Here is a 14,649-nt window from a genome sequence, read left to right as displayed (position 1 = left end):
TTCCGGATTTTGCTACCAAGATAAAGGGGTCGATCCACTCAGCGTCTTAATCTTAACCCATCCTTCTTAAATCAATTTCCTCCTCGGACGCTATCTGTCCTATGTCCTGTGTTATAGTGAGTACCGCCGACAAAATATCCAGGGAGGGTTTTGTGATGCTGGACAGAAGGGATTTTTTGAGGACTGTCGTAGGTGGCGGCCTTGCCTCTATTTTGAACTTCGACGACGTTACAGGGGATATACATGAAGGAAAGCACCCGATCTCCAGGCAGACCTTGAGCTTTATTAAAGAGGAGATATTTCCCGCAAACAGCAGGCCCTGGCTCCGGCGGTTTTTCTCTGAAAAAGCCTTGGACTGGGCTATAAGAAATGAATTTTATGGTTACTGCATTTACACGGAAAGAACCAGCGAGATAAAACTCATATACGGGACCCTAATAAACCCATCCTTCGTGGCTGAGTGGACTCGGGAAAGAAACGCCTTTGCGCGTTATATCGAAAAGTACTATCCCCGGAGTTTTAAGGAGACGCTCTTTTATTTGGACCTTTATCCCCATAAGCCGGAAGAAATAATCGGCGGCTTTCACTCGGGCCGGTCAACTACTGCCGGGGTTATGGAGTTGATGCTGAAAGATACCAGGGGAATCCTCCTTTGGCACCAGCAAGTAGAGGACATGATTAACCTGTTCGTCCGGGATAGGACCAAGATTATGGCCCTCAGGAAAGATATAAACGCAAAACGGCCTGAAGCTATCGAGTTTTTAACGCAGATACATATCGAGAAGAATCTGACGCTCATGGACTTCATCCAGAACCGGATGATCCGTGGTTACACCCGCCATCCCAACGTCACAGGAGCTTCTGTAGTTTATGAGTTGTTGTGTTCAGCAGAAGGCGATCTCGCAAGCAGTTAAAGCTGACTCTCTTTGGAGCCATGTTTGTCATCGTGAAACAGATTTTTAAAAGTGTTTCATTTTAGGCTTTCCAAGAGGATAATTGAAGGGTAATTTCCTGCCTTTCTCCTGCCCACGTGAAACAAAATACTGCGTTTTGTTTCATTAATACAGGAACACAGGTCTTCCCAAGGGGCTAAACTACTGCAAATAATCCTCACCCTGCATCTTTAGAAACATGGCAAAAACCGGATCTACAACCCGCCATTCCTTTTCTTTTTCGATTACGTCCAATAACGTTAGCTGCCTTAGCGAGTGTTGCACCCCTCCGGTCGATCCCAATCGATGCCTCGCAATATAGGCATGCGCCAGCGGTGTGGCGGTGGGTTCTACAGCAATTGTACGTAAAACGAGTTTTTGTTGCAGGGACAGACCCTGGAGTATGGCCTCGAAAACCGGCTTTTCTGATAGAAGGACTCTGGCCATCGCCGCTGTAATGTCGTCTGCGGTTACTGTTTCCCCCGATAGTTCAAAAATAAAATGGCCAAGCTTTTGCACATAATAGGGGTGGCAGGAAACGCTTACGGCAATTTTGCGCGCTGTTTCAGCCGTACATTTTTTCAGACCGCCGGATTCAAACTGCTCCTTTACAAAGGAAGTAAGCTCATCGACGGGAAGAAGCTCCAGTTCGTAATTGATTGCGCTTTGGAAAAAAGGACGCTGCCGTTCGTTGAATATCCCGAGTAGAACGCGGCGCCGGCTTCCGATGAAGAAATAGGAACCCTTGTGATGCTGAATATGGGTTCGCATGGTCGCTTCTATCTGCAAAGCCTCTTTCAGCTCGACAATTTCCTGAAACTCGTCAAGAGCGATATGAACCAGCTTACCACCGGCCTCAATAAACTGCCCCAACGATTCCATGGTTTCGCTGAGGAGTTCTATCCCCCGCGTGCCGGCGGATGCCGGCTCCACACTAAGAGATACGCCGCTTTGCGGATCAGGCTTGAGCACGGGACGAAATGACTTTATGGTTTGCAGCGCCGTTTTCCAAAGGGAGCGGTTTTTGTGAGTTACGGAAAAGGTTGCCTTGGCCAGGCGAGCGGCGATATCATCAATTGAAGTAACTCCAAAAAAATCCGCAAACACCGTAATGGCGCCTTGCCTTTTTAATTTGTATTGTATTTTTTTCACCAAAGAGGTCTTTCCATAACGGCGAGGAGAATAGAGAACAACATTAGTTCCAGACCCAGCAAAAGACGAGAGGTCTTTGATCTCCCGCTCTCTGTTGCAAAAAGGGGCGTCGGGCAGAAGAGTGTATAGACAAAACGGATTTGACATTCGGCAGACCCTTTATGGTAATGTCATTATGAAACTACCATAATGCAGGCTTTAAAGCAAGGGACAAATATCACCGGAGGCGTTTTCCACCGGGCAATAGACGGTATCAGGGCGTCCTTTTCTCCTTACCCACCCGGTCATAACGGGAGAAGTGCATGCTAAATGTAGCCCGTCCCTGCGTAACGGAGCGTAAGGCCGTCGAGTACCCGAACATGCTGGAAAGGGGCACAACCACCTTTATCACCTGTACCCGCCCCTTGGGCGTGATGGCCTCTATTTTGCCGCCGCGCGAATTCAGGTCGCCGATGACTTCTCCCATAAACTCTTCCGGGGTGGTTACCTCCACCCGCATGATTGGCTCCAGCAGGACCGGCGAGGCAGCGCTACAAGCCCTTTTTAGGGCGACGGAGGCCGCGGCCCGGTAGGCCAGTTCGGTGGAACTGTTTTCGATATAAGAGGCATCAAGTAAGATCACACCGACATCCAATAGAGGATAACCCTGTATAACGCCGCCTTCCAGGGATTCATTCAAACTGGACACAATGGCCGGTACAAATTGCGGCGGTATCTTATCCGCAGGAAGCCCATTTTCTACGATGTTGCCGGCGCCGCGGGGACGCGGCGAGACTTTTATGGTTATGTCTGCTGTCTGGCGGCTTCCGCCTATCTCCCGGTCAAACTTCTCCGTTGCCGTGGCTTCATGTTCGATGGTCTCCCGATAGACTACCTGGGGTTTGCCCACGTTTACCGGCACACCAAATTCCCGCAGGATGCGGTGTACCAATACCTCTAAGTGCAGCTCTCCCATGCCCGCTATAATGGTCTGGCCGGTGTCATCGTCAACCCGCACCCGAAATGTGGGGTCTTCATCCGCCAATTTATTCAAGGCCTCCGACACCTTTTCTTGATCGACTCTCGTTCTGGGCTCCACGGCCACAGATATGACCGGCTCATAGGTATCTATGTTTTCGAGGAGAATGGGATGATCCGGATCGCATAAGGTATCGCCTGTAGAGGCATCCTTAAGGCCCATAACTCCGACAATACTACCCGCCCGCGCCTCATCCAGGCGTTCTGTCTTATTGGCATGGATGTTCAGTATGCGGGCTACCCTTTGTTTTATCTGCTTGGTAGCATTATAAACCTCGGCGCCTTCGCGTAACACACCGGAATAGACGCGCACGTAGGTCCTTTTTCGTCCCTGCTCCATCATAATTTTGAAGGCCAGCGCCGCCAGGAGGGCGTCGTCGCGGCCGGGTCGCTCCTCTGTCTCACCGGTTTTCGGATTAACCCCGGTGATGGCCTTTATGTCCAGAGGACTGGGGAGAAACTGCACGATGGCATCCAGCAGAGATTGTATCCCTTTATTTCTCAGGGCAGAGCCGCACAAAACGGGCACGATTTTGAGGGAGACGGTCCCCTGACGCACCGCGCGAAGGATATCATCTCTGGTTATTTCCGAATCATCCAGGTACTTTTCCAGGATGACGTCGTCTATTTCGGACAAGGTTTCTAAGAGCTGGTTGCGCTGCTTTAATGCCTCTTCCCGATAATCAGGGGGGATTTCTTCATGGCGGATGACGGCGCCTTGTGTGCCCTCATCCCAGTAGAGGGATTTTTGGTCGATAATATCTATTATCCCGCGAAAACTGTCTTCCGCTCCTATCGGTAACTGGAGTAATGCGGGCCTCACTCCCAGCCGCTCCCGCATCATCTCCACGGCGCCGGAGAAATTAGCGCCAATGCGGTCCATCTTATTGATGAAGGCAATCTTGGGGACTTTATATTTATCTGCCTGATGCCATACCGTCTCAGACTGGGGCTCGACGCCGCTGACGGCACAAAAAACACCGATGGCCCCGTCCAATACGCGCAAGGAACGTTCTACCTCGATAGTGAAATCGACATGTCCGGGTGTGTCGATAATATGTATCTCGTGCCCCAGCCAATGACAGGTAGTCACGGCCGAGGTGATGGTGATACCCCGTTCTTGTTCTTCGGGCATCCAGTCCATCACGGCCTGACCATTATGTACCTCGCCCATCTTATGGATGCGGCCCGTGTAAAAGAGGATGCGCTCGGTAACCGTTGTCTTGCCGGCATCAATATGGGCAATGATGCCGATATTGCGTATTTTTTTGAGCCTCCCCTCGCCGGCCACCTGAAATAACCTCTTTTAAAGACTTTTAGCTGCTGATTCTATGTTATTATCCATTCGTTGTCAAGCACGGGGCCCTGATCCACCATCAAGACATCATCTGCGGCGTTGCCTTCGATCGCTCCTCCTTGCGGCGTATTGCTCCATACGCCTCCGTCGTCGCTCCTCGGCGCCTTGCATCTAATATCTTGCTGGTGATCAGTAATACTCCATAACCTGCTGATTTTAAATTTTATGTCTTTCATGGCAGAAATCGGGAGGCATCAAAGCTCGGGGCTGAAGGCTCAAATCTGAAAGCTGAGCGCTGACAGCTGATCAGTCTTCTATCTGGATTGCGGGAAAGGCGTGCCCCTGAAGATGTCCGGCATCGGCCCGCCAGCCGGAGTAGAGGAAATATGAGGGTAAAATGAAAGGCATCTGTTTATTTCGAACTCGAAGTTATCACTCAGGATTTTTTGTCCGATTACCTTTTTTATCTCCGGGATATCCCAGAACCGGATTTCGTCTATCTCTTCCCTGTCAAACGAAAACGGCCCATTATGGATACACACATAGGAATAGACCAACTCTGTCTCATAGGAATTTGAAAGGACGTAGGAATAAAGGGGGCTTATTTTATCGGTAATAATACCGATTTCTTCCTGCATCTCCCGCCGGGCCGCTACGAGCAAACTCTCGGCCGGCGCTACGTGGCCGCCGACGGAGGTATCCCATTTCCCGGGGGCCACGTCTTTATTGGCGGAGCGTTTTTGCAGGAGGAGTTCGCCGCGTTCGTTAAAGACCAGCACGTGGACTACCTTGTGTATCAATGAGGGATTCCCGTGAATTACAGAGCGGGGGGCAATGTCTATGGTATTGCCATGTCTGTCGACTATCTCTAAGAGTTCTTCCGCGCCCATAAGGAGCCTTCCTCGATCTTTTGTTTATAGATGATAAGTTACCCGACGAAATGGTGATTGCCCAGTTTATAACATAAATCAGCAGCCGACTGTCAATGTTTATTTATGGACGGTGAACGGATACGTCAACTACATCTGGAGGATTTCCTCTATTTTTCTGGAGAGTTCCGAGGCCTTGAAGGGCTTTTGAATAAAACCGTGGCATCCTCGTTTTAATATCTCACCGGCTTCGCCAGCAACACTATAACCACTGGAAAGCAAGACTTTTATATCCGGATTGATCTCCTGCATGCAGTCATAGGCCTCACCACCACCCATGTTGGGCATAATCATGTCTAAAAGAACCAGATCTATGTTATGCCAATTTTTTCTATACACCTCGACAGCCTCTTTTCCATCCCTGGCTACCAGTACCCTATAGCCCATGGCCGTTAACAATTCCTGGCCTACTTCCCGGAGCGCGTCTTCATCGTCCACCATAAGGATGGTTCCGGTTCCTTTGACGCATTGTTCGACCGTTTTTACCGTCCTCTGGGCCTTTTTTTCTGATGCAGGCAGATAAATACTGAAAATAGTTCCATGCCCCTTTTCAGACTCAACGTTGATATATCCTGCATGGGCTTTTATGATACCATAGACTGAGGCCAGGCCAAGACCAGTGCCCCGGCCCATCTCCTTGGTGGTAAAGAATGGCTCAAAGATGCGTGCCTGTGTCTCTTTGTCCATGCCCGTGCCGGTATCAGTCACTGTTAACAGGACATAATTCCCTGGCCGGGCATCATATACCATGTTCTTTATACCCTCGTGGGTCGTATTTCTGGTTCTTAACATAAGCTTTCCACCTTTAGGCATGGCATCAGCAGCATTGATAAACAGATTCAACAGGACCTGCTCTATTTGTCCCTGGTCTATCTCTATATCAAATAAGCCCTCGGCAAGCTCTTTATAAACAGTGATTCCCTTTCTTGTCATAGCAAAGGTCTCCGCAGTCTCTTCTATCAGTTGGTTTAAACTGGTTGGCCTGACTTCATATCGTCCCTTTCTGGCGTAGCCGAGAAGCTGTTTGGCCAGCCTCGCCCCACTTTGCACCTGCTCTTCAGTCCTTTTCAGCCTTTCATAATGGGGCTGCTCGGGATCCATATCTAAAAGCATCAAAGAAACATTGCCCTGGATGCTCATGAGCAGGTTGTTAAAATCATGGGCGATTCCTCCGGCCAGGGTGCCGATGGCCTCCATCTTTTGGGCACGCTGGAGCTGGGCTTCCAGTTTCTTCTTTTCCTCCTCCGCCCGCTTGTGCTCAGTGATATTGCGGACATACTCTGTTACCATAACGACATTCCCACGGTCATCAAATACAGGATAAACGTTGATTTCCAGAAATCCAACCCCGGGTTCCGGGTTAAAGAATTCTACCGTCTTGGGTTTGCCGGTTTTAAACACTTCGAGTGCGTGGCAAGGCTCGCAGGGGGTGTCGCGGTGCACGTAAGCCCGGTAGCAATGCGGCCGTTTATCGCGCTGTTCCATGGGCACGAATTCATGCCCATGCCAATTACTTAAGACAATGCGGAGATCTCTGTCATGAACGGTCAGGAGGTCGGGGATGGCCTCAAAGGTATTACGCAAGAGCGCTTCTGATTTGCGGAGAGCTTCCTCGGCCTGCTTACGCTCGGTGATATCGCTGACCAGGCCATCGTAGGATAAGAGCCTGCCCTGTGCGTCGTAATGGGGAACGAGCGTGTTTTTTACCCAACGGAGGATGCCATCCTTTCGCCAGATGCGGTGCTCAATGGGCTGAGTATCTTGCCCTAAAAGGACTTGTGTGGCCTGATCCTGAACGGCGGAGCGATCTTCTTCATGTACCATGCGAAACCATAAGTAGGGGTTGGAAGCATACTCCTCAGGGGTATAGCCGGTCACAGCGACAGAGGCAGGACTATGAATGGTCTCTACCGGGCGCCCATCCTCGATACGGACTGTGAAGATGTAATCCGTTACTGCCCTGGTGATGCGCCGATATCTCTCCTCGCTTTTCCGCAGCGCCTCTTCCGTCTCCTTGTGCCCGGTCTGTGCTGCCTCCAGTCGAGCGATTTGCCGGCGCAATTCCAACAACTCATCTATCAGCCGTTCTTTTGCCTTATCTTCAGCTTTCATTTCATTACCAGCCGGATTAGACCGCAATCTCAGTCCCCTTATCCCTAGGCGGGTTCGATTAAGAGTAGTGTTCTCATCATATTGTACTATCGGCAATATGTTAAATATGCTAAAGAAGTTCTGCCTGGGTAATTAGTTTCCATCCGGAAGCCTAAAAATTCCGGATGGAGCTATCAGCGTTCAGCTTAATATGTCGTTTGTCTTAGGTTTTCGCTGACAGCTAATCGCTGATCGCATGAAGACGGAAACGGTAGTTTCCGGATGAGCACTAATTATTTTGCCCGATAGAAATTAAGAAGGCTGGTTGCTTAAATTCCTAAAAGAGTAAGGCAGGGATGTTTGGTCGCCCTTCCTGTGGTGACGGAGCGAAATGTTGCCATGGCTATGGGCCGCAAAGACCGACCTACGTTAAGGCATGGAGAATGGCCTTCATAAAGGCCGGGAGATCGTCCGGCTTCCGGCTGGTGATCAGTTTTCCATCCACAACTACCTCTTGATCTACCCAGTTGGCGCCGGCATGAATGAGATCGTCCTTAATGGCAAAAAATGAGGTCACAGTGCGGCCCTTAAGTATGCCAGCGGAAGCGAGCATCCAGCCGGCATGGCAGATGGCTGCTACAACGTTTCCTGCTTTATAGACGTCCTTCACCAACCTGACCATGGCTGGATAACGGCGCATATGATCCGGCGCGTATCCGCCGGGGATGAGGATGCCGTCAAATTCTGAAGATGAAATCTTGTCCGCATCAGCATCTACCCTGGTCTGCGTTCCTGATTTTCCGGTGTATTCTTTGGCGCTGCCGGATCCAACTACCACCACTTCAACTCCAGCCTCCTTAAGCCGGTAATAGGGATACCAGAACTCCTGATCGTTGAACATCTCCTCCACGAGGATGATGACCTTCTTTCCTTTTAGTTCCATCTGTTCCTCCGTATGTTCATATAGTCAAATCTATCCATTCCCCAGAATCTCTCCTATTTTTTTAGACAACTGCTTTATAGTGAACGGCTTCTGAATAAAGCCGTTACAACCCCGATTCAATATCTCGGTCGCCTGGCCCTCAATACTGTATCCACTTGAAAGGAGTACCTTTATATCGGGATTAATTTCTTTAAGGGTGTCATAAGCTTTCCCGCCACCCATGTTGGGCATAACCATGTCTAAAAGGACCAGGTCTATGTCATCCCGGTGGTTTTTATAAACTTCGACAGCCTCTATTCCGTCTCTGGCTGTGAGTGCCCGGTAGCCCGTCGCCCGCAGCATAGCCTGGCCTATCTTTCGGATTACCTCTTCATCGTCTACCACGAGGATGGTTCCAGTTCTCTTAACGAAATCCTCGGTAGTTTTGACAGATTCCTGGACCGCTTTTTCTGATGCAGACATATAAATACTGAAGGTAGTCCCGTACCCCTTATTGGAATCGACGCCAATATAGCCGTCATGGCCCTTTATGATGCCGTAAACAGACGCCAATCCGAGACCTGTGCCCCGGCCTAACTCCTTGCTCGTAAAAAAGGGATCAAAAATGCGCTCCATGGTCTTTTTGTCCATCCCTATGCCTGTGTCGGTAACCGTTAACAGGACATAATGGCCTGGTTTTAGATCGTATGGGTTACCTCTCATCTCCTCGTAGGTTGTATTTCTAGTTTTTAAAATAAGATCCCCACCTCCGGGCATGGCATCCGCGGCATTCACAAATAGATTTAATAGTACCTGCTCTATTTGCCCCTGATCTGCCTCTATGGCCAGAAGGTCTTCCGCAAGTTCGCAATGAATATTAATCTCCTTTCTGGTTCTGCCAAAAGTTTCGGAGACCTCATTTACTAACCTGTTTAAGTCAATGGGCTTGACCTCATATCTTCCCTTCCTGGCGTATCCAAGAAGCTGCCCGGTCAGCTTAGCCCCGCCTTGAACTTGTCTTTGGATGTCTTGCAGTTTTTTATAATGCGGGCGTGAGGAATCGATGTCCAAAAGCATCAATGAGACATTACCCTGGACACCCATAAGCAGATTATTAAAGTCATGGGCAATACCTGCAGCCAGAGTACCGATGGCCTCCATTTTCTGGGCGCGATGAAATTGAGCTTCAAGCCTCTTCTTTTCTTCCTCTACCCGCTTGCGCTCGGTGATGAGTCTTGATAACTGATCTATTTCCCTTAAACGCCGCCTTCCCGTGTCCTCTGCGATCTTATGATAATACCTGGCCTCTTCTCTTGCTTCCTCTAACAGCCTTTCCAGTTCAGCGCATCTTTCTTCCGGGGTTTTATATTCTTCCGCCATATTCTCATTCCTTAGCTAAGACAATCAAGACCCCCGTCCAATCTAGTCCCCTGCTTTTTTGAAGGAGGGGGGCAACTTCAACTCCAGAATAAAAACCTAATAACGGAGTATTATATTGGTTAAACACTTCCTGGACTACTGAGGCTTCCTCGGTTGTGGTATTTGAATAAGTGGCTGTCCGTCCTGCACAATCAATATACATTCCAAAAAGAGACTCTCTCCCACCTGCTTTTATTTGCTCCATTAATTCTGCGGAATTTCTCTTTGCGGATTCTATCATCTTTGCCGTATCTCTTAACATAAATTGTATCTCTGTACCCGGTTCAAGGTCTGGTTCAAAAATACCAATACCTTCTCCATTCGGCAAAGCGCCGGTAATCAGCCTATTGACATAGTTACCTTCTTTAGGCTCCTCGAACCTTCTTCCATGGTTTACACCTATTGTTAAAAGATTGACAGGGTGCTGACGTCGCCAATCCTGATTACCATATAACTCATCAATCATCTCCACAATGGGCTTGCCGTCAATTTCGTAAATGACCGGACCTTCTATTTTTGTAATTCGATGATAGACGCCATCCAATGGGGTACAACCATGCATAATTCGAAAATAGGGCTTGAAATCTCCGGTTAGCATAATCCCTGCAACATGTTGTTTACCGACATAACTCCCGCAAAACTGTCTTGTAGGACTACTAAGGGCATAATCTCCTACCACACCAGCACCTAGAATAGGCACACTTGACGGGAGGCCTTGTTCTATTCCTTCAATTAAGGGCGATGAGGCGTTTAGAAGCGGCGGGGCCTCATCTGTTGCAGGAATTTTTATCGAATCATATAAGACAAATAAAAGCTTGCCTTCTGGTTCGCCGGATAATTCTTTTCCTAATTTTATTCCGGCCAGTCTTTCATCCTTATCAAGATCACCTACTGCAGCAACCCTGTATTGGAGTGTTTCTGACTGGAATACCGCAGCACCTGCAGGACAACCCTCGTACGACAGACAATCATTAGTGATTATACCAATAGCCGAACCGCCGATTATTGGGACCTTATCCCCCACAACGGATTGTAGCCCTCTAAAAAATTCATCATGATTAAGCTGTCCATGGCAAAAGGCAAACACAAACTCAGGTCTATGGATGTCGCCATTTTTTATTGCATTTTCCGCTACTGTCCTACCCGACAAACTGGCGTCTTCTTCGTTGCAGTATCCCACACCAACCTTCATTTTGCTCCCCTCAGAACAAGCACAAGGGCTTGTTTTTACTGGCAAACCTGTTTTGAGGTATAGTTTAACCGGATAATCCCTCGCAGCTTGCTGCGTGCAGTGTAGTTCATTTGTATATTAAAGTGACAGGATTCGGTTTTGGCTGGAGAGTATAGGGATAAGGACGTTTATATGTCAATGAAAAAGGCATCGCAAAAAGTAGGCATAGACATAGTTACCAGTTAGTCCCCATCCGGAAACTCCCTTCCACTGGCGGGGGGGTATGAAGGGGAGGGGGAATTTATTGTTTTAACGAGGCATTCCGTTGAAAAGTGATATTTTTAACAAGTTACCCTAATACGCTAATGGCGCTATGTACCATTCTATCGGTGACGTAAGGATACAGCAAAAATTCCCATTCTCCTGACATGCTTTTACATAGCATGGTCACTATTCAGTAACAAAACAAAAGAATGTCAATATTTCAGTTAGTTCACGGACATTCCCTATTACCTAATTGCGGTATTATCTTATGGCATCTAAGTACTAAATCTAATAAATACAGGATGTTGACTGTATCCTACAAACCTTTTGCCGTGCGGATTACAGATCGCTGAATCCTGTTTTATTATTTAATCAAGCCCGGAGCCGTTTCCATATTAAACAGTTAACTGCGTTAAATGGGTTATAATTTACCCGTTTCCAATCTTGTTTAGATTTTCTCCTGAAGTTTTCCCTTCGAATCCTCCTTCCCTGCCTACAGCCGTCCAGGCCCTTCGTCTGAGGCATATACAAAAACGCTGACTTTGCCTGCGGCGGGCCGTGGCCTGGCGGGCAGGCTGTGGTTTGGCGGCGGGGCGTTAAGTGCGCGTACACCCCTACCCCGGCCCTCCCCCCTCCGTCCTCGTCCCGCCAGAGGCGGGCGAGGGAGGGGGGATTCCGGGGGTTGGCATTACTTCTTCTTGGCTTTGGGCTTAGCAGCGGTTTTGGCTTTGGTCGTGCTTTTGGCTTTGGTCGTTGTCTTTTTGGTCGTTGTCTTAGTAGCCATGCCTTTTCCTCCTTGTTTTTGTTGGTGTTATGGGGCCGACGGCCCCGGGCTTCTAAATTTAGGGCTTAAGCGTTACCCTTTCCCAAATTGTCATTGCGAACGAAGTAATCTGAGGACGAGATTGCCTCGCGCAATGACAGCGTGGATATTATGCAAAGACCTCCGCTACGCCTGAAGGCTGGCCTCCAAGCCACGGCCTGCCAGTGACAAGCCGGAGAGGGATATTATATCTTGAGACCTTCGCTGTAATTCGCGGAAGATCGTATGGTCATAAGGGGGTTCTTTTTCAAAGGCAGGATCAAGGGTATTTCCCGGATTGAAATTCTGAAGCTTGTAATCCATAGCTCCGCGCAGTTGACAGGCTAAACTCAGGACATCTTCTATGGAGTGCAGTCTTGGTAAAATGGTCGTACGGAACTGATGGTGAATATCTTTTTTCATCAGGATATGGATGCTTTCCCGGATATTATCCAGTGGGGGTAAGACACCGGTACACTGCGCATAGGCAAATCTGTTGAGGGGGGCCTTGACATCCATGGCCACATAGTCCACCAGGCCTCCGTCAATAAGCCCTTCCAGCATCTCAGGGTTTGAGCCATTGGTATCGAGCTTGGTTTTAAGGCCCTGATTTTTAAGAAGGGCAAAGATCTCCGGAAGGCAGGAATGAAGGGTAGGCTCCCCTCCAGTTATACAAACGCCATCCACCCAGCCCCGAAGCTGCTTGAGACGCTCCAATATGGATGATATGGGCCAGGTGGGAAGCCCTCGACCGCCCAGGGCCAGGTCGGCATTATGGCAATAAGGACACCTGAAATTACAGCCCGGTAGAAACAGGACGGCGGTCAGCCGGCCCGGCCAATCGATAAACGAGGTCTCAATAAACCCCTTGATCTTATACGAACAGGTTGACGCAGGCAATTCCGGTTTTCTGGGCCTCCTGAGTAAGGTGATTGCGGATCTCGTTATAGTCGGTCAGCGAAGAACAATCATCGAGGACAAGTATCGGCAGATGCTTCCGGGCGGCCTCTACCAGCCCGTGCCAGGCCAGGTGCGACAAGGCCTCGGCATTATCAGAGTCTAATTTCTCGACCTTAATGCCCATGGCCCTCATGTCAAACTGATTTTTTAATTCCATACAGCGGGTACAGTCCGACTTGGTGAAGAGAGTCATACTGAATACCTCCCTAAATAAATCTCAAATTTGAAATCTCAAATTATTAATTGTCCTACATCGTACTCCGGTAACGGTCTTTAAGTTCTCCCAGCTTGCCCTTATTCCAACTGGATACCTTGGTGAAATAACCGGTGATGCGCGTAATGCCATCCACATTTTTCGACTGACAGTAAGGACACGCTTCCTTGAGGCCCCGGCTGGTCTTCCCGCAGTCACGGCAGGAAGTAAACTCAGGAGAAAACGTGATCTGATCATTCTGTGTCCAGCGGAAGACTTTTATGACAAAATCGGCTAGGGCCTTGGGATCAGGATGGGATTCGCCCAACCAGATATGGGTAAGCGACCCGGCCTCGATGAGCGGATGGAAAAGTCCCTCTGCCCGGACGCGTTCTATAGGATTCATAGGATGGGAGACATTGAACAGGGTGGAGTTGGTATAATAAATCTCACCATAGGCAAGGGTTCCCTTGATTACCTTCTGTGCAGCCGAAGGATAATAACGCTGATCCAGTTTGGCAAAGCGGTAAGAGGTACTCTCGGCCGGCGTCTGCTCCAGAACGAACCGCATATTATGCTGCTTTGATAACTTGTCTGCCAGGAGCTTCATGTGGGCGATGATTTTAAGGCCGAACTTCATGGCTGCGGGTGACTGATGGAGCTCGTCGCCCGTATGATACTGGATCATCTCATTGAGTCCTACCATGCCCAGAAGATAGGTGGCCCGCTGCAGACGGAGGTAGGGGGACCCGTCCTGATCCATCATCAAAAGGGCCAGGGGACCGTTTTCCCCGTATGAGAGGAGCTTTTCGATAAAACCCTTTTTCTGGCGATGGGCATTTACTGCGAGCTTCATCCTTTCGTTCAGAAGCGTGAAAAATTTAGTATCATCACCGTTCGCCTCGTAGGCAATACGCGGCAGGTTAATGGTAACATTTTGCAGGGCGCAATAACGCATGCGCCAAGGCTCACGGGCATCCTCAAGGTCCGTGGCCTCCAGTTTGAAGCTGAGGCGGCAACACTCGGATATTTTGGCCGTATCGCCTCGATCGAAGACGAAATACGTATTTCCCATACTTGAGGCCACATCACAGATATGATGCAGAAACTCCATGTGTCCCGGTGTCTGGAAAAATTTCTCTGTAATATGTACCAGGGGTTTGGGGAAGAAGAACGGACGTCCGGCCCCATCACCTTCTTTATAGACGTCAAATATCGTCCAGACAAAACGCTGGGCCTCTTGTTCGTATTCTCCATAGGTCTTGCCGGTATATTTCCCCTCTGGACCGATGGCCGGTACGTCCGCAAAGTGCTTGGGGACTTCCCAGTAGAGGTTGATGTCCGAGAATATAGCCTGACCTCCGCGGGCGACGGCCTGCTGAGAAAACTCAAAGACCAGCATCTGGGCTATCTGTTTGACTTCTCTATCACTCATGCCCACCAGGTAGGGAGCGAAGAAGAGGTTAACCGCATCCCAGCCTATAGCCCCGGCAAAGTGGC

Annotated in this window: 12 protein-coding genes; 1 reads left to right on the top strand and 11 read right to left on the bottom strand. The window is 49.2% G+C overall.

What is annotated here, in order from left to right; genetic code table 11:
* Nucleotides 1-155 precede the first annotated feature (155 nt).
* A complete protein-coding gene (locus PHT49_00060) occupies nt 156-914 on the top strand; it encodes a hypothetical protein (GenBank protein MDD5450286.1) in 759 nt (252 codons plus the stop codon).
* Between the two features lie 180 nt (nt 915-1,094).
* Here PHT49_00060 and PHT49_00055 read toward each other — a convergent pair whose 3' ends face one another.
* From PHT49_00055 to nrdD, 11 genes are all read right to left on the bottom strand, one after another.
* Complete coding sequence (locus tag PHT49_00055; GenBank protein MDD5450285.1) at nt 1,095-2,231, bottom strand: ATP-binding protein; 1,137 nt, start codon at nt 2,229-2,231, stop codon at nt 1,095-1,097.
* Between the two features lie 106 nt (nt 2,232-2,337).
* Nucleotides 2,338-4,392: an elongation factor G gene (gene fusA, locus PHT49_00050; protein MDD5450284.1), complete on the bottom strand. Its 2,055-nt coding sequence runs from the start codon at nt 4,390-4,392 to the stop codon at nt 2,338-2,340.
* A 38-nt stretch (nt 4,393-4,430) separates the two neighbouring features.
* A complete protein-coding gene (locus PHT49_00045) occupies nt 4,431-4,634 on the bottom strand; it encodes a hypothetical protein (GenBank protein MDD5450283.1) in 204 nt (67 codons plus the stop codon).
* Nucleotides 4,635-4,712: 78 nt separating this feature from the next.
* Nucleotides 4,713-5,288: an NUDIX domain-containing protein gene (locus tag PHT49_00040; GenBank protein ID MDD5450282.1), complete on the bottom strand. Its 576-nt coding sequence runs from the start codon at nt 5,286-5,288 to the stop codon at nt 4,713-4,715.
* A 129-nt stretch (nt 5,289-5,417) separates the two neighbouring features.
* Entirely contained in the window at nt 5,418-7,439 is a 2,022-nt protein-coding gene (locus PHT49_00035) for a PAS domain S-box protein (protein ID MDD5450281.1), read from the bottom strand.
* 403 nt (nt 7,440-7,842) lie between these two features.
* Entirely contained in the window at nt 7,843-8,361 is a 519-nt protein-coding gene (locus tag PHT49_00030) for a type 1 glutamine amidotransferase (protein ID MDD5450280.1), read from the bottom strand.
* Nucleotides 8,362-8,391: 30 nt separating this feature from the next.
* Nucleotides 8,392-9,720, bottom strand: coding sequence for a response regulator (locus tag PHT49_00025; protein MDD5450279.1), 1,329 nt, complete (start codon nt 9,718-9,720; stop codon nt 8,392-8,394).
* A gap of 4 nt (nt 9,721-9,724) precedes the next feature.
* Entirely contained in the window at nt 9,725-10,951 is a 1,227-nt protein-coding gene (locus PHT49_00020; protein ID MDD5450278.1) for an FIST N-terminal domain-containing protein, read from the bottom strand.
* A 1,192-nt stretch (nt 10,952-12,143) separates the two neighbouring features.
* Entirely contained in the window at nt 12,144-12,896 is a 753-nt protein-coding gene (locus PHT49_00015; GenBank protein MDD5450277.1) for an anaerobic ribonucleoside-triphosphate reductase activating protein, read from the bottom strand.
* Entirely contained in the window at nt 12,871-13,149 is a 279-nt protein-coding gene (locus tag PHT49_00010; protein MDD5450276.1) for a hypothetical protein, read from the bottom strand. Before PHT49_00010 ends, PHT49_00015 begins: the two co-directional genes overlap by 26 nt.
* A 55-nt stretch (nt 13,150-13,204) precedes the next feature.
* Nucleotides 13,205-14,649: anaerobic ribonucleoside-triphosphate reductase (gene nrdD, locus PHT49_00005; protein MDD5450275.1), on the bottom strand; the 1,445-nt coding region annotated here is incomplete at its 5' end.

It is taken from the genome of Desulfovibrionales bacterium (genome assembly GCA_028715605.1).
In the GTDB taxonomy this organism is placed as follows: domain Bacteria; phylum Desulfobacterota; class QYQD01; order QYQD01; family QYQD01; genus QYQD01.
Note: the sequence above shows the minus strand (reverse complement) of the source record. Positions and strands in the feature narration are given on the sequence as shown.